The sequence below is a fragment of the Pseudalkalibacillus decolorationis genome (assembly GCF_024609785.1).
In the GTDB taxonomy this organism is placed as follows: domain Bacteria; phylum Bacillota; class Bacilli; order Bacillales; family Fictibacillaceae; genus Pseudalkalibacillus; species Pseudalkalibacillus decolorationis.
This window is the reverse complement of sequence record NZ_JANHJQ010000015.1, coordinates 1-17,957: the sequence shown is the minus strand read 5'-3', so window position 1 is coordinate 17,957 and position 17,957 is coordinate 1. Positions and strand designations below refer to the sequence as shown.

The 17,957-nt window shown below is 39.0% G+C and carries 10 protein-coding genes and 1 pseudogene; 3 read left to right on the top strand and 8 right to left on the bottom strand.

Annotated features, from left to right (window positions below):
• The first annotated feature begins 252 nt into the window (after window positions 1-252).
• Window positions 253-585, top strand: a complete 333-nt coding sequence (locus NON16_RS14975) for a hypothetical protein (RefSeq protein WP_257350198.1) — start codon at window positions 253-255, stop codon at window positions 583-585.
• Window positions 586-836: 251 nt separating this feature from the next.
• Here the strand turns inward: NON16_RS14975 and NON16_RS14970 are convergent, their stop codons facing one another.
• Window positions 837-1,943 (bottom strand): N-acetylmuramoyl-L-alanine amidase family protein, encoded by a 1,107-nt coding sequence (locus NON16_RS14970; RefSeq protein WP_257350197.1) that lies wholly within the window; start codon window positions 1,941-1,943, stop codon window positions 837-839.
• A gap of 592 nt (window positions 1,944-2,535) precedes the next feature.
• Here NON16_RS14970 and ppc point away from each other — a divergent pair.
• On the top strand, window positions 2,536-5,295 hold the full coding sequence (gene ppc, locus NON16_RS14965; protein ID WP_257350195.1) for a phosphoenolpyruvate carboxylase: 2,760 nt from the start codon (window positions 2,536-2,538) through the stop codon (window positions 5,293-5,295).
• Between the two features lie 120 nt (window positions 5,296-5,415).
• Here the strand turns inward: ppc and NON16_RS14960 are convergent.
• Window positions 5,416-5,835 (bottom strand): annotated as a pseudogene (locus NON16_RS14960) (M15 family metallopeptidase); the annotation flags it as partial.
• 463 nt (window positions 5,836-6,298) lie between these two features.
• The gene (locus NON16_RS14955) at window positions 6,299-7,384 is read right to left on the bottom strand and encodes an acyltransferase family protein (RefSeq protein ID WP_257350194.1); all 1,086 of its coding nucleotides are present in this window, start codon (window positions 7,382-7,384) and stop codon (window positions 6,299-6,301) included.
• 543 nt (window positions 7,385-7,927) lie between these two features.
• Here NON16_RS14955 and NON16_RS14950 point away from each other — a divergent pair.
• The gene (locus NON16_RS14950; RefSeq protein WP_257350192.1) at window positions 7,928-9,610 is read left to right on the top strand and encodes a NucA/NucB deoxyribonuclease domain-containing protein; all 1,683 of its coding nucleotides are present in this window, start codon (window positions 7,928-7,930) and stop codon (window positions 9,608-9,610) included.
• A 953-nt stretch (window positions 9,611-10,563) separates the two neighbouring features.
• Here NON16_RS14950 and NON16_RS14945 read toward each other — a convergent pair.
• From NON16_RS14945 to NON16_RS14925, 5 genes are all read right to left on the bottom strand, one after another.
• Complete coding sequence (locus tag NON16_RS14945; RefSeq protein WP_257350191.1) at window positions 10,564-12,021, bottom strand: glycoside hydrolase family 1 protein; 1,458 nt, start codon at window positions 12,019-12,021, stop codon at window positions 10,564-10,566.
• Window positions 12,022-12,051: 30 nt separating this feature from the next.
• Window positions 12,052-13,932, bottom strand: coding sequence for a beta-glucoside-specific PTS transporter subunit IIABC (locus tag NON16_RS14940; RefSeq protein WP_257350190.1), 1,881 nt, complete (start codon window positions 13,930-13,932; stop codon window positions 12,052-12,054).
• A gap of 413 nt (window positions 13,933-14,345) precedes the next feature.
• The gene (gene licT, locus NON16_RS14935; protein WP_257350189.1) at window positions 14,346-15,182 is read right to left on the bottom strand and encodes a BglG family transcription antiterminator LicT; all 837 of its coding nucleotides are present in this window, start codon (window positions 15,180-15,182) and stop codon (window positions 14,346-14,348) included.
• 381 nt (window positions 15,183-15,563) lie between these two features.
• Window positions 15,564-16,637, bottom strand: coding sequence for an AI-2E family transporter (locus NON16_RS14930; protein WP_257350188.1), 1,074 nt, complete (start codon window positions 16,635-16,637; stop codon window positions 15,564-15,566).
• A gap of 260 nt (window positions 16,638-16,897) precedes the next feature.
• Window positions 16,898-17,716 (bottom strand): purine-nucleoside phosphorylase, encoded by an 819-nt coding sequence (locus tag NON16_RS14925; protein ID WP_257350187.1) that lies wholly within the window; start codon window positions 17,714-17,716, stop codon window positions 16,898-16,900.
• Window positions 17,717-17,957: the final 241 nt, after the last annotated feature.

The following is a 17,957-nucleotide window of genomic DNA, read 5'->3' as shown; positions in this document are numbered from 1 at the left end:
GCTTGTAGACGCAGGTACATATGGAACTTCGACTAAGTACTTCACGTCCTGTGAAAACGTCGAAGTCAGCACGTCCTGTGCAAGTCCGGAGAGATCGAATAACGAAGAAATTCGACAGCTATTTTTACCGGACTTTTTGAACAACCTCTAATATTCAGTTGTTTGATTTTCGCAAAAAAGATATTCCTAATAATATGATTGTTCATGTGGCTAATCTGCATGATATACTATTCAATAAAGGTGGTGAAAAAGATGGAAGAGAATCAAGTTTTGCAAGCCATTAAAGAACTCCAAGAACAGATGAATCATCAGTTTAGCCAACTAATTGGAAGGATAGATAAGCATGGAAACAGGATGGATAAACTAGAAAGCAGCATGGGGAAGCTTGAAACACGAATGGACAAGCTAGAGAGCGGCATGGGGAAGCTTGAAACACGGATGGACAAGCTAGAGAGCACAATGGACAAGCTTGAAGAGGGACAACAAGTTATTCGTGATCATATGGATTTGTTTGTTAAAGAGCATTGGGAAAACAAGGCTGATATTCATAAAATCAAGCAAACGATACGAATTGTGCAAAGCTGACCCAAACAACAAACCTTGCTATATATAATACTCTCTCTAACAACCTCATAACCATCTACAAAACCACCATTTTTATTTAATTAACAAAAACTCTGGAACAAACCTAATAGTCATTTTCCTACCTTATAAATCTATGATCAAACCAAACAATACTACCAAAGCAAAAATCCCCTTCTGCGCTAAAAGCGGTTCTACCAACTTTTATACGAACAAGAGGATCCTAGTTGTTTACATTTCATAGTGAATTAATATCAATCATTAAAGTGGTTCATCACACCTTGGGTAATCGCTTGGGCAACATTTAATTGATAGTTGTTTGTTTGTATAACGGAATAATCATGTGGGTTTGTAAGGAATCCCAACTCAACAAGGACCGCTAAATCTGAATTTTCCCTAAGTACGTGAAAATCTCCATATTGGACTCCATCGTCTTGCATTTGGGTTTTACCTACAAGTTGCTGTTGAATCTCGTCCGCCAATGATCGATCGGCTCCTCCAGCATAATAATACGTACTGACGCCGTTCACACCTGATAGCGGATAAGCGTTATAGTGAAGGCTGATAAATGCATGTGTATCGTATGACTGACTAATGTTTATTCGTTCCTCCAGTGCCAAAAATTGATCCCCAGATCTAGTCATAATCACCGTTGCTCCTGCATTACGTAATTGTTTGGCAACAGTGTGCGCAGTTTTCAATGCGAGCGTTTTTTCAAATGAATAGTCAATTCCTATCGCACCTGGGTCAAAACCTCCATGACCAGCGTCAACGACAATGTTGTAACCTTTCAATGAGTGATTACTAGAGTTGCTTGATGTTTGGGGTTGAGGATTCGTTTTCCCTCTTCCTTTTGAAGATTGTGCAATTAGCCAACCTGCAATCCACCCCGTCTCCCCGTTCTCCAATTGGACTAATACCCAATCATTCTTTTGTTCTATTTGTTGAAAGGATTCACCCTGATAGGCTTGGTCGATGATCGAATGATTCGTTCCAGGCCCAGTTCGAATATATACCCCATCAACAGCAACTGATATCTCTTTACCCCTTAATCTTTCATCAGAATTGTTAGACGCTTTCTTAGATTGATTTGACTGATATAAAAAATGCGAGGCAACCCAGCCAGTTTGTCCATTGTAATCGATCCTTGCCCATCCGTAGCGTTCTTCATAAACCGTGACAACTGAATCTGTTTCTAAAGAGCCTATGTAGGTTGCATCCATATCGGGTTCGCTCCGAACGTTCAAGGATGTTGCACCTACGCGATAGTCCTTACCATCCTGGGCGTAAGCGGTTAATGACGATTGGAATGAAAACAAAAAGATAATTAAGAGTCCGAATAACAAACAGAGTTTCTTCATAGCAGCCTCCCCTATCGAATTAGATTGTACCTCTAGTACCTCGCCCCAATTTCCACCAAAATCCACTACAAATCTGGTAAAAATGTAAATCTAGTAACCTATTTCACATTATTGTAGCATTACGACATTTTTTTACAATATTCAAACTATTATTCGATCTAAATTACCTATTCACTTATTTTGCAATTTGATAGATTAGTAGCCAGTATTGTCAATCGGACAAGTCTTTAAACCTAGATTAGCAAAAAGCCTTCTACCCATTTTATCGGTATAGAAAGCCTTCCTTTTTAGAGAAATTAATAAATATATAACTGTACAACTTTACAACTCTCGATAAAAGTTTTAAAAAAAATTTTAAAACGGCAAAACTGATATAAAAATGATATGATTTCTACCCGTCTAGTCCCTGTCCCCTCTATATACGAACCCTATCCGAAATGTTTCAAAACCCTCTTAAAGCAAGCGCTTACAAGGGTTTGGGAGTTATCTCATTTATTTGACTATAAAAATTATTTTGATAACATAAGAAAAATATAAGTGATGTCATTATCATAGTAGCTCCAAAAAAAAGACGAAATAGGATGGTGAAAGTGTGACAGTCCAAATTCAAAAACAAGACCATACAACACCCTTACGCCGTGATGTGAATCTACTTGGTAATTTGCTCGGTGAAATCCTGATCCATCATGGTGGGGAAAAATTATTCAACAAAGTCGAAACAATACGTAAATTGACTAAAGATCTGAGAAAAAATCGTGAACCCTCTATGTATAAAATGTTAAAAAGTGAAATCCAATCTTTACAACCACCGATGCGTTCACAAGTCATACGTGCATTCTCAATCTATTTCCATCTCGTAAATATTGCAGAGCAAAACCATCGTATACGCCGACGCCGCGAATATCAACTTTTTGAAGATCAAGGTGTCCAGCCTTATTCAATTGAGAGTGCTGTTCTGTCGTTGAAAGACCATAATATCGATAAAGAGGTGATCCAGGGTGTACTCGATCAATTGTCATTGGAATTGATCATTACTGCACATCCTACTGAAGCAACGAAGCGTACGGTACTCGAAATTCAAAAACGTATTGCAACGATATTAATGCAGCTCGAACATCCCCAGTTAACGAAGCATGAGCGTGAACATATTCAAGAAAGCCTGTTCAACGAGGTTACCGTTTTGTGGCAAACCGATGAATTGAGACATCGGAAACCGACCGTCATGGATGAAGTACGAAATGGCCTCTACTATTTTGATCAGACCTTATTTGATGTACTCCCTGATATCCATCAGGAGTTAGAGGATCGTCTGGAAGAAAGTTACCCTGAGGAAAAATGGAATGTGCCAAACTTCCTCCGCTTCGGCTCCTGGATAGGCGGTGATCGTGACGGCAACCCAAATGTTACTCCAGAAATCACATGGGAAACATTGAATAAACAACGGGCTTTAGTATTACAAAAATATGATGTCGTACTCGTTGAATTAATGAAACGGTTTAGTCATTCTACAACTCGTGTAAACGTAAGTGATGAATTATGCGCTTCTGTTGAAAATGAGGAACCTCTCCTTCCACAAGAGAAGAGGTGGCGTATAAAAGAAGAAATGTATCGTCGAAAATTTGCGATTATCTTGGAACGCCTGCGTCAAGTAGGTAAATCGGAAGCAGGTTATCAATCGGCTGATCAACTTTTAGAGGATCTTCATTTAATTCAAAGCAGTGTGAAAAACCATCAACCGACGATGCGGGAATTGAAAATGCTACGTAAACTCGTTCGCCAAGTGAAACTATTCGGCTTTCATTTAGCAACCCTCGACATCCGTAATCATAGCGGAGAACATGAAGCTGCCATAACGGAAATTTTGCGAAAAGTAAATATTCATAGCGACTATGGCAATCTTTCTGAGTCCGAAAAAGTCGAGCTGTTGGAAAGTATATTAAAAGATCCACGACCTATCACATTACTAAATGAAGACTATAGTGATGACACACAGGAAATGTTAAAAGTCTTTCAAGTGATTCGTGATGCACATAAAGAGTTCGGTAAAAGTTCGATCGAAGTTTATTTAATCAGCATGACAGAGTCAGCAAGTGACATTTTGGAAGTCTTAGTGCTTGCTAAAGAAGCGGGGATTTACCGTCTACATTCAGATGGACGAGTAGAAAGCAACTTGAACGTCGCGCCCCTGCTTGAAACGGTAGATGATTTGATAGCAGGGCCTGAGATTTTAAAAACCTTGTTTGAAATGGAGGTCTACAGCAAACACTTGAACAACCTAAACAATCATCAAGAAGTTATGCTAGGCTATTCCGATGGTAGTAAAGACGGGGGTCCACTGACGGCCAACTGGAAACTTTACAAAGCACAGCAAGAAATCCATGATATGGCCAGAGAGTACAATGTCGGTTTGAAATTTTTCCATGGGCGCGGTGGCTCGCTTGGTCGAGGTGGGGGTCCTTTAAACCGAAGTATTCTATCTCAGCCTGCTGAAACATTAGGCGACGGTGTAAAAATCACCGAACAAGGAGAAGTTTTATCTTCACGCTACCTCCTGACTGATATTGCCTACAGGAGCCTTGAGCAGGGAGTTTCCACTTTAGTCGAAGGTGCTGCCCATGTTTCCAAAGACACGGAACAGGTACACAACCGCGAGGAAAAGTGGGAACAAGCTATGGACGACATTTCAGATGTGTCTCTGAAAAAATACCAATCTCTTGTTTTTGAAGATGAAGACTTTCTAACATACTTCAATGAAGCTACTCCGCTTCAAGAACTTGGTGAATTGAATATCGGTTCTCGTCCTATGAAACGTAAGGACAGTATGAAATTTGAAAATTTAAGAGCAATCCCATGGGTATTCGCCTGGACCCAAAACCGCCAAGTGATTCCAGCCTGGTATGCTTCAGGTACAGGATTGATGAACTATGCTTCCCGCAGTGGTGAGCACTTGAAGCAGTTGCAGCAAATGTATGAGAACTGGCCTTTCTTCCGTTCCACCATTGATAATTTGCAAATGGCTTTGACCAAAGCGGATATTCATACGGCCAAAGAATATAAGGCACTTGTGAGTGATCAGGTTCTTGGAGAACGTATTTATCAAACGATCATCGATGAGTACAATACGACGAAACAGGTCCTCCTACAAATTACGGGTGATCACGAACTTCTCGATCATCAGCCTACTATTCAAGAATCGGTTAAGCTACGGAACCCATACGTGGATCCATTAAATTTCTTACAAGTAGAACTCATTAAGGATCTTCGTCAAAATGAAAATGGAAATGAAGATACACTTACAGAAGTATTACTCACCATCAGCGGTATTGCAGCAGGTTTGCGTAATACTGGTTGATCTATAGTAAAAGCTGTCGGCTAAAACCGGCAGCTTTTATTAGTGTGCCCAGCACTATTAATTCGGATTAGAGGAGCCTGAAAACAAGCTCCTCGGTCATACCATCATCAAAATCAACAGTTATACTTTCCCTAAATACTCTTCAAACGTTATTCCTTTCTGATGAATCTCTGCAGCAATTTCCTTCCCTACATATCGAAGGTGCCACGGTTCATATAAATAGCCTGTAATATTTGACTTTCCATTCGGGTACCTGATGATAAACCCATATTCATGAGCATTTTGTTTCAACCACTGTCCCTCAGGTGTCTGGGCAAAGGATTCCACTAACATAAAATCAGCTGAAGGGGAACTAACATCCATGGCTAATCCGGTTTGGTGTTCACTTTCCCCGGGTCGTGCACTATACTTATTGGCTTGTTCTTCGCCCTTTTGTCGGACATTAGCTGCAAAAATCGCTTTTTGTCGGGCATAAGAACGGTATCCGGAAACCGCATATAATTGTAAACCTTCCTTTTTCGCACTGGTAAATAATTGCTCAAGGGCTTGAGCTCCCTAGGCTCTCATTTGTTTCTTAGGATTAAATTCTTCAAATGGGAACGGGACATTCGGAACGACTAAATCACCAGGTACATATGTTAATGGAAGTACATTCGTTTTATTGACAAGTGCAAGTACATGTACTATAAATACGGATACTAACGGTAAAGTGTAGGGTTGTAGAATGTCATAAGAAGCTAACTACCATGAGGGCTGACCTAAAACATCGATAAAAAATTGATGTCGGGTCCGCTCCTTCTCTGTTTTACCTGATTTTTGATTTGAAACGTTAAGGTCCAGTTTCCCCATAGCGTGAGTAGACCACCCCCTTATTTTCAACATTATTTTATTTTAGTATTTCTATTCGTTAAATACTAGCAGAACACCACTACTAGACTTCTCTTTTGAAAATTCCTTTTCTTCCCCATATCCCATCATTACAACTTCGGTTTTATCATAGCAGCTATGTTTGATGTCCAGATCTCTCAACTTCATGTTTTGGTAGTGTATTTTTAATTGATTTGTAGGGGTTACAAATGTACCGTGTCACTTTTACAAATAGATTAGAACCTAACACATAACATATCGCTACATTAATAGAAAATAGGAAAAGGAGTTGTACTTCCAGATTCCAGTTTTCTGTAATGTTGTACTTCCCAATCAAGAATACAAAAACAGGATGAAACAAGAAGATCGTCAACGAATGATCTCCCCACTTGGTTATGATCGACGTTCTTTCACTAATGAAATTTAAAATCATAAGGCAAATCCATCCTGCAATGATGTAATGCAAAGAAACGAGGATTAAGTAATTGTTGATATCTTTTTCTGCACCTAAAAACATGTCCGTTCCATAGCTGCCTCTGAATATATGTTCCATTACAGGATTTTCTTGAATGTATAAGAAAATCAAAAGGAAAGATAGTAAAGTAATACATACCTTTATTCCAGTACTCTTAATTAGATGATATAACTTATTCAATCTCTTTTTTGTTAAAAAGAACCCCGCAAAATAAAACGATGCAAAAGATAAAGTCCTTTGATAGCTAAAGGTGTACGTTGAGAAATCAGTATAATAGCGACTCGCAAACCCCACCAGATCATTTGCATACCATCTAGAAATGAACCCTACTCCAAAAATCACAATCAGTACAATCCACTTACCTAATGACTTTAATTCCAGTTTCGAAATCAATAACGCTACTGCATACCAGAAAACAAGGCTTACAATATACCATAAATGAAATTGTGGGATCTCATAAAGAAAGGGAGATGTTAGTTCCTTCCCTAAATAATTTCTGTACCAGTTAAAAAAGGTTTGAAAAGTCAAATAAACTAAGATCAAATTTATCATTTTACTTATGTTCACACGTTTGGACAAATACCCACTAACAAAGATGAAAAGTGGCATATGGAAAGCATAAATAAACACGTACAGATCTTTGTAATCACTTTTGTAAATTTCAATTATGTGACCGAACACAATTAAAAATATCAATAAACCCTTCACATTACTAAGCCTTATATCTTTGTTCAATATGGTTCCCACAGAATACCACCTCCGGAAAAATTCCTATTTTTGATCACATATTCATAAATCAGCTATATTAAACATGTCTTTTTGGACAGTCGTTTTTTGGTGATTGTTCGTCTACTTCTTTCGATTGACCTAAATCATTTGAAGTTATTAAAAGGTGTCGTCATTGTGAAAGGCATAGTGATACTCGTACTAAATAGTCTTAAAGTCCAGCTAATTGATACCTTAAAAATAGGCAAGTTGGAGGATCTCAAGCGGTGCTATACCACCCAAAGACAAAGGTTTATCGACCTGACGCGCAGAGTAAATCATTAAAGATTTTTTGTGTGAAAAAAGCGGGTCCATTGAATCGCCTCCCTTTTTCCTATTTAAATATTATTTTGTTAATAAATGTAGGTTAATGGAATTGTTTACTATGGAATGTATTGTAAAAAGTTTTTTCTTGTAGTAATCTGTCAGCGATTTAGATGGTATCAAAATAATAGATCTAGTTCATTAGTTGTAAGACAAGTACTATTTATTCATTCCAAATCAAAAAAATGAGGGAGGAATTTGATGTCCAGGTTATACAAACATCTGATTTCAGTTGTACTTCTGTTATTTTTGGTAACAGGAATAATTACCCCTGCACAAGCACAGTCTGATCCTAGTGGCGAAGGATATTGGCTCCCAAACGACAAGGAAAAGATTGAAAAGGCAACCGAGCTTATGAAGCAAGGAAAATCCATAGGAGAGCTTGGGATTAATCCAGATCAGACTCAGCCGAAAGAAGGTTTTCAGACACTGGATGAATTGAGAAAGGAGGACCAGCAAAGCTCTTCGACTTACGAAGTAAATATCGGACCACCAGAATTCACTACACTAGGGTGGACAGCGCCAGATTTTGAGTATGATCACATACAAACGGTTTCAGAGTGCCGAGCTAGTCCAAAAAGTGGTTCAGAAACAGGTTATATTAAAAATCGATACTCTTTCTGCTGGTCTCATGTGGCGACTTATCAAGTACCAGTAAAATGCCACTTTGGGATATGTTTGTACGAAGGTGTTCAATTTCAATTCACTGAAATAGGGTATGGTTCCAACGAAAGCCGGAAAATGCGGGTATACTACACCCTTGATGATATTAAAGTTACCCATCCGTCCCTAAACGGTGCTAAGCTCAAAATAGATATCGTATGTGAAGCAAAATTAAATCCTGGGGATTGTAAACCCGACCCGAGATTCCCGCCTACTGAAAAGACGATTGCGCAATGGAAAAATTCCAACTTCGGCAATGAAATCTTCCTATCAGAGGAACCACCAGCAACGGAAGCCAATCCTGATCGTGTAGGATATATGGAATTTTGGCCAAAGCTTACGATAAAACACGCACCAAGGAAGTTCACCAAAACGATTGACGGTATCAGACAAACCGTTCGTTTCGATTCAGCTAAATATATGTTTGCCTTCCCAGATAAGTATTACCCGCGGGGAGCTGTTTTCAGTAAAGCTACCCCAGTGATGGAAGTTCCGATTACGGAGCCAGAATTTGCCGCATTAGAGGAAGCTGGTGAGCATTGGAAATTTGCGATGGAAAATCCAGAACAAACGAAGCCTCAGGTACTCGGAAAGAAAATTCCAGGAGCAGTAGGGGAACGCCCATTGACACGTATGTATTCCAAACGGCATCGAGATAAATATAATCGAAACAGAGATAAGACAAGCAGGGTCTGCAAGCGGGAATTCGGGAAAAGTCCTCCAGGAAAACAGTGTGACGAGTATCCCTTTGCCTCAACATGGCAAGGGTCGGCTACGAACGGTCAAGACTGGTTTTCGATCCGGATGATTTCCAAGGATTCCAATGAGGCCGCAGGAACTTGGCTTGGAGCTTGGTACGCCTATACACGCATATTAGATCATGATCCTTTTTACGTACAGGTTGAAGCACCAGAAAAAATAGCTACGATTCGATCTGAAGGTCAACCTCAGGAGGGTCAGGACAACCGTTCTAGCGATAATTTCTCGATTCAAGATATTCCCCCATACGCTACAAATCTGGAATGGAGGATTGTAGACGGGCCGACAGATGCAAAATTTGATGTTATGCATGACGACAGCTTTGGAATCGATGAAACCATCTTCAATGATCTTCAAAACAAATCAAAAACAGAAATTGAAATCAGTGACGGCTTGTACATCGCAAACCCTGAAAATACCGATGGAAAGAGCTTTACCGTTGAGGTGTATGCGATCCCTTAATATATAAAAAGCTTGGGGAACAAAATCGCTAACGCCCTATATCTATACAACAAAGTTTCATACAGAAAGAACGGATCGGCCATCGTGTGGAGATCCGTTCGTTTTCTTGTACATTAGGAGTTTAAAATTTTTTCATCAAGGGGGAAAGTGAAATCGGGACCATTTTACTATGCGTGACCGATATATCGGATTCCGTGACCGATATAATTCAATCTGTGACCGAATATCGGATTTCGTGGCCGAAATAATTCTATCTGTGACCGATATATGGATTTCGCGGCCGAATTAATATTTTTGGAGGAGGTAAATGCATATTTATTCCCCAAAAAGGCATCTCACTCAACCGTTATTTTACTTTCCCACCTAAATGGGTTGTAACGGATGAACTTTACATCGTTAAGTTGACGTTCCTTCCATTTATTCCTCGTAATAGTCCAATACGTCATCAAAATGCCCACTACAAATCTCAAAAAGACGACACCTAAATCCAGTTCAACTGATACTATAATAAACCCACAACGCCATGGGTAGCCACGAAGGTCACTGGAGGCCACTGAGGAGGCTATTGCCTCTGGAAGAATCGAAGCGACCTCGAGCACCTAGGCGCTGGAGCTAGACATTGCATCTGTGCAGCAAACTTTTATACTTTCTTTACTTATAAAGAAAACTTGGCTAGCGCCAAGCCTTAGCGCTGGCGATCGCCTTAGTTGCGCTTATACTATAGAAAGTATTTTTTACTTTCATAACGTGTAAAGAAAACTTGGGAAAGCCAAGCCTTGGCGCAGGCTGAGCCCTAGCTGCACATATACTTAGGACCTAAACTTTTCCACAACGTCGATATACTTCCAGCTGACAAGTTATACTTTCTTAACGTGAAAAAAACGAAGGCTGCCTGAAATTGAGCGGCCTTCGTTTTTTGTATAGGGCAATTCCGCCTGCTGTTTTTTGCTGATTTATAGTTCCTCACCGTTACTTTCTATAACCTGTTTGTACCAAAAGAACGAGTCTTTACGGTATCTTTCCAATGTACCGTTACCTTCGTCATCTTTATCTACATAAACGAAACCGTAACGTTTAGACATTTCACTTGTTGACATTGACACTAAATCAATTGGTCCCCAAGATGTATATCCAATTAATTCAACGCCATCAGCAATAGCTTCTTTCATTTGTTCAATGTGTTTTCTTAGGTAATCAATACGATAGTCATCATGGATTGAACCGTCTTCCTCAACTTTATCGTATGCACCTAAACCATTTTCCACAATAAAGATTGGTAATTGATAACGGTCATACATTTCGTTTAACACAACACGTAAACCAATCGGGTCTATTTGCCAACCCCAGTCAGATGCTTCTAAATAAGGGTTTTTAAGTGAATTCATTAAGTTACCTTCCGTACGCTGTCCTTCTGGAGCAGCTGAAGATAACATGGACATGTAATAACTAATGGTAATGTAATCTACTGGATGTTGTTTAATAATCTCATCGTCACCAGTTGCTTTTTCAATCTCAATATCATTTTCTATAAAGAACCGGTCCATGTATTTAGGGTATTCACCGCGAGCATGTACATCTGTAAAGAATAGATTATCTTGGTTATCTTTTTGCGCCTTTAATACATCTTCAGGATTGGGTGTGTTTGGATAATGGCTCATTGTCGCTAACATACAACCCATTTTCCCATCAGGAATCATTTCATGTAATTTTTTAGTGGCAAGAGCACTTGCAACAAATTGGTGGTGTAAACCTTGATATTTAGCTTGCATTGGGTTGTCTTGTTTATCTGATAAGATCCCACCACCAGTAAAAGGACTAAGGGTAATCATATTTATTTCATTAAACGAAATCCAGAACTTTACTTTATCTTTATAACGGTTGAAGACCGTTGCTGCATAACGTACGAAATGATCAATGACTTCACGGTCTACCCAGCCATTATATTTCTCCGTTAATCCATAAGGTGTTTCATAGTGAGATAATGTCACAATCGGCTCGATATTATATTTTGCTAATTCATCTAACACATTCTCGTAAAATTGTAATCCATTTTCATTTGGTATTTCATCATAACCATTTGGGAAAATTCTAGACCAGTGGATAGAAAAGCGAAAAGCAGTAAAGCCCATTTCAGCAAGTAATGCGATATCCTCTTTATAACGGTGATAAAAATCAACCCCTTCACGTTTAGGATGACGTGCTGTCGATTCACCACTTAAATTTCTTCTGATTTGTTCTGAGGTAATTTCCATTGCATTGTCTTTTGTTCTTTGATCCTTAGGAATATATTCTACAAAGTCAGCCGCTGATAAACCTTTTCCGTCTTCGTCATATGCACCTTCAATTTGGTTCGCAGCAGTTGCCCCGCCCCAATAAAAATCTTCTGGAAATTTCGCCTTAAATTGTGCCATAATCTCTCTCCTCTTTTCGTTATAAGTTTATTATTTAACGATAGTTAGTATCGTATCGTTTAGTACTACATATCTTGATTCGGCTGGTATAACATCTAAATAATTTGCAGTATTGGTAATAATAACAGGTGTTGTTACTTTATAACCAGCATCTTTAATACCTTGAATATCAAACGTTATCAATTTGTCGCCTTTTTTTACAACGGTATCTTGTTCCACATGCGCATCGAAATACTTGCCATCTAACTGAACGGTATCTATTCCAATATGAATTAGTACTTCAACACCATCATCGCTTACTAATCCAACCGCATGTTTAGTCGGGAATAAGGTGGCTACTTTCCCATCAAATGGTGCTACCACGACGCCTTCAGCTGGTTCGATACCAACACCTTTGCCCATTGCACCACTTGAAAATACTTGATCGTCTACATTTTCTAAAGGAATCATCTCACCCAGTAATGGAGTTGTTAACTCATAGGTTTGTTTGGACTTCTTTTCAGTAATCGCAGATGTTTCTTCCGTTGTCATTTCTTCTTTGCTTTCTTCCCTTGGGTCAACTTCTTTCTTCTTGCCTTCTGTACCGAATATAAACGCTAAAATTGTTGCTGCTAGGAATGAAGCACCTATTCCAATAACATAACCTGAAATTGGTGAATAAGCTGGAATTGTAAACAGACTGTTAAATACGAACGTAGATACTCTTACATCAAATGTTGCTACAATTGCACCACCGATAGCACCACCGACTAATAATAATGGAATTAATTTTCTATACCTCAATATCAAACCGTAAAGAATTGGTTCTGTTACTCCCGCAAACAATCCTGATAAAGTTGCAGCAATAGATAATGAACGTAAATCTTTATTTCTTCTAGCACGTAAGAAGATACCAAACGCAATACCCATTTGAGCAAATGTTGATGCTGCTGTAATTGGCCCAATTATATCTCCTCCACGAGAGAAATTATCAATCATGATTGGTACGACACCCCAATGCACACCTAAGATAACTAAGAATGGCCAAATACTTGCAATTAAAATACCCGTAAGTATGGCTGATTTATTTAATAAGAATGTAACAGCAGTTCCAATACCTAAACTAATGTACTCAGCAAATGGGCCGAAAACTAATGAAGTTAATGGTACCATTACCAATATACCTACCATTGGTACAAAGAATAATTGAATCGTATCTGGTGTATATTTTTTAACTAATCGTTCCAAGGGTGCATAAACAGCGATTGCAATTAACATTGGAAATACAGTTGATGCATAATCCGTTGCAATAAGTGGGATACCCATAAAATTTACATCTCCAGCACGTTCTATGAGTGCTGTGAAATTCGGGTCTAATAAGCCAGCTCCAATAGTCCCCCCGACAAATGGATTTGCATTCAATTTCTTTGCCGCAGAAATACCTACAAAGATAGGGAGGAAATAGAATAGACCACTTGATGCTGCATTTAATACAGAGTAGGTGGTACCTTCCATATCAATCAAGTTAAATATATCAAGAATAGCAAGGAGCGCTTTTATCATGCCTGCACCAGCTAATGCTGGAATCAATGGCGAGAAGGTACCTGAAATATATTCAAAAACTTTTGCTGTAACACCAACTTTCCCTTTCTTATTTTCATCATTGTCAGCTGCATCTCCAGCACGAATAGTATGGTTATTCATAATTTCCGCATAAACCTTTCCCACTTTATTCCCAATAACCACTTGAAATTGCCCCCCTTTTTCTACAATTGTAAGAATATCAGGGAGAGTGCTTAATGTTTTTTTATCGACCTTACTATAATCATCCAGTTTAAATCGCAATCGTGTTGCACAGTGAACGAGAGAATTAATATTTTCTTCTCCACCGACTAACTCAACAATTTGATGACCTAATTGTTTGTTATCCATCATTTTTTCCTCCTTTTAAAGAAAACTTGGCAAAGCTAAGCCTTTGGCGCCGGCTGAGCCTTAGTTGCGCTTATACTATAGAAAGTATTTTTATACTTTCTTAACGTGTTAGAAAAGCGGAAGCGCCCTGTTCAGCCCCGAAGGTCACTGGAAGGCCACCGAGAAGGCTCGAACCAAACACTGTTTGGTCCTGCGTGGGAATACACAGGATGTAAATCAGTGTGTTGCCGCCGGACTGAAGTGATCCGAGAGGTTGGGTGCTGCAGCTAGACATCGCATCTATGCGGCAAATTTTTGCTTTACTTGTAAAAAAATAAAAAACCCGAAAAGAGCGTAAATAGACTTATGTCTAGTCTACCTATCATTCTTTTCAGGTTTTGCCTGCCTAACAGTAACAATCCTTAAAAACTATATTAACTTTTTTCTCGACTTGAAACCCTATGAATATGAATCATAAAGTAGGCTAACTCATCTTTAGTCATTTCCATTTGATATTGCTTTTTTAAATAAGCTTGTACCTTCTTCGTACATTCGTATGCTTGTGGGTACTGCATTTTAACTTGCTTATATAACGTATCATTATGTTCGTCATTCAGCTCACCACGTAGCATCCTGTAGGCGAAATAACGCAAATGGGTAATAAATCTGCTGTAATTCATCGACTCTTCTTCAAAATCAATACCGTAATGATACTTCACAATATTCGTGACATCACTAACGATCTTCGTCATCGCCAACGTCTCTTCCATCCCAGAACCATCTTGCCTTGCATTAAAGAGATGCATGGCAATGGATGCAGCTTCATCTTCAGGTAAACTTACACCCGTTCCCTCTTTTATCATATCCAATGCCTTACGCGCAACATGGTACTCGGCTTTACAGAACTTTTGCACTTCCCACATTAACGCATTCTTTATTGGCAGCCCATTTTTAAATCTAGAGACCGCAAAGTGGATGTGGTCGGATAATGACAAATAAAGTGAATCATTCAGCTCTGTTTGAAGCTCCTTGTTTGCCATTTCGATAATATCTTTTGAGAGTGCCATGATTTCATATGGAATTTCATCAAGTAACTCAGACAATTTATAAGAAAAGCTTTCAGAAGGCGTGATAAATGTTTTTTCTATTTTTTCAGTGTCTATCCGGTCGCCAATCTTTTTCTGAAAAGCGAGGCCTTTACCCATAACGACCATCTCAGTTTGATCCTCAGTTAAAGCGACATTATTATTAAAGATTTTCTTTATTTTCATAATTATCACTTTTCCTTCGAATTAAAATTAGAAAAGCGCAAGCGCCCTGCTTAGCCACGAAGGTCACTGGAAGACCGACGAGGAGGCTGTTGCCGCCGCAGAAGGCCTGAAGTGATCCAAGTGGTTGGGCGCTGAAGCTGGACATTACATCCATGCCGCAAACTTTTATACTTTCTTAACGTGTAAAAAAACCCGAATTAATTAAACTTATAGAAAGGTATCCCCATTACAAGTCTAATTATTCAGGTTTTGCCTGCTTAACAGTAACAATCCTTTAGTTAATTTTCATTATAAATGATAACGGTTTCTTTTGCAATAGCCCAGTCATTTTAACGACCGGAAACGTACATATTGGTCTCTTAAGAGGTAACCACCCCTGCTCTAACTTTCCTGTCTTTTAATTGATAGCAGCTGTTTGCTGTGTTGTACAATGACCTTTACAACAGCGTATGACGGTATGATTAAGATCATCCCTAGAACGCCTGCCAGATTCCCCCCGACCAGTATTAAAAGAATGATCGTTAACGGATGGATATTCAACGCTCTTCCCATTACTTGAGGTGAGACAAGGTTGCTCTCAATTTGTTGTGCGACGATCATCACGATAATTACGTATAACACCATCGTCGGCTCTTGGAAAAATGCAACGATGAGAGCGGGAATAACCGCTAAGAATGGTCCAAGGAACGGGATGACATTCATCGCCATCGCAAATAATGCTAAAAGTAGCGCATACTCTAGTCCTATAATCAGATAACCGATTAGGAGTAGAATCCCAACACACGTACTCACGATCAACTGACCTTGTATGTAGCTTGCAAGTGCTTTGTCCATATCTTTTAACACATGCCGAATTTCGCCTTCCTTAGATTCTGGAAAAAAACGAACGACATTAGGCGTAAACCGTTCTCTGTCACTGAGTAAGTAGAACAAGATAAATGGAACGATTACTAGTGAAAATACAAACCCGAATATACTTCCAAGGGCATTGCCGACAACTGTTCCTGTCGCAGCGAAGATCCCTTCTAGTTTGCTTCCAATCGTATCTACGAAGTCTTTTATGAATTGTGGAATTTGTTCCTGATTCTGTTGCCAGTAACTAATCCCCTCTTCAACTGCAGAAATCATATCAGGTACATTTTCTAACAATCGTACAAACTGAGTTTGCACAATGGGGCCGATAACCCGCACAATCATTGTCAATATAACAATGACAATAAGAAAAATAACGAGAATAGCAATCATTCTTGGCAGACGCCATTTTTCAAGTAATTCTGTCAGTGGTCTGAACAGGTAAAAAAGGATACCCGCAATCAAAAACGGTACGAACAATGTCTGCACAAATATAACCAAAGGCGTAAAAACAAAATTAACCTCGTTCATCAACCAGATGATCGTTAATATTAAAATGACACCAATTCCGAAGCGGAACCACCATTTATTTGAGATACTCATTAAATACTGCCCCCTATAAAACTATTAACTACTACATATACTATTATTATGGACAAAAAGTTCCTATTTTAATAGATAAATTAGTCATAGTTTTCAAAACGACTGCACGACTGCCTTATTCAAACGTTTGATTGATCGCTGCATCTCTTGGGGCACAAGAGTTTGAGTGCCTTAATCAAACGTTTGTTTATATTTAATCAAATCTTGACTACAGTATTTAAAAAGCCAAATTCATGTAAAGTTTAGCTTTTTTAATGCAACTACAGTTCTTGTATAATGCCTTTTAATAATGTTAAAAACTTATCCTTTGCCTCACCAACCGCTTGAACAACTTCTTCCGCTGTTATCGGCTCCTTTTGAATACCAGCTGCCATATTAGCAATGCAAGAAATCCCCAATACACGAAGGCCTGCGTGGTTGGCGACGATGACTTCCGGTACAGTAGACATTCCGACTGCGTCACCCCCAACAGTTCTCATCATTCGAATTTCCGCAGGGGTTTCAAGGGCTGGACCGCTCCACCACACATACACACCTTGCTGTAACTCAATGTTTTTTTCTTCTGCTGCCTTACATGCCAAATCACGCAATTCAGGGCAATACGCTGTCGATAAATCCGGAAAGCGGACGCCAAGTTGTTCGTCATTCGATCCTATAAGTGGATTTACTCCGGCTAAATTAATATGGTCTGAAATTAACATCAAATCTTTTGGTTCGAAGCTTTCGTTTATCGCACCGCATGCGTTTGTCACAATCAGTACTTCTGCACCAATCTCTTTCAAAACACGTACAGGAAAAGTAACGGCATCCAGACTATGTCCTTCATAATAGTGAAAACGCCCTTGCAGAACGGCAACTTCTTTCCCTAATAATTCACCTATAACAAGCTGGCCTTTGTGCATGTCTACGGTAGTAGCTGCAAAGTGTGGAATATCCTGATACGGAATGACAACAGCATTCTCAATTTCATCAGCAAGTCCGTTCAATCCAGAACCTAAAATTAAAGAAATCTTCGGACGGTAATCCGTTTTACTGTATATATAGTCTTTTGCATTTAAAATGTTTTCCATTTTGTGCATTTTACTTTACTCCTCCTCAAAACTAAGGTGTTTCACCACTTTAAAGAAAACTTGGCTAGCGCCAAGCCTTAGCGCTGGCGATCGCCTTAGTTGCGCTTATACTATAGAAAGTATTTTTATACTCCCTCTATAAAGTAAGGATTTTCTCCGTTATTCTTGTTATTTCTAAGCTTTTCACTCGATACATCTAATGAAATGCATCAAATGTATGGATAAGTCAGCCATATATGTTTCATTATGG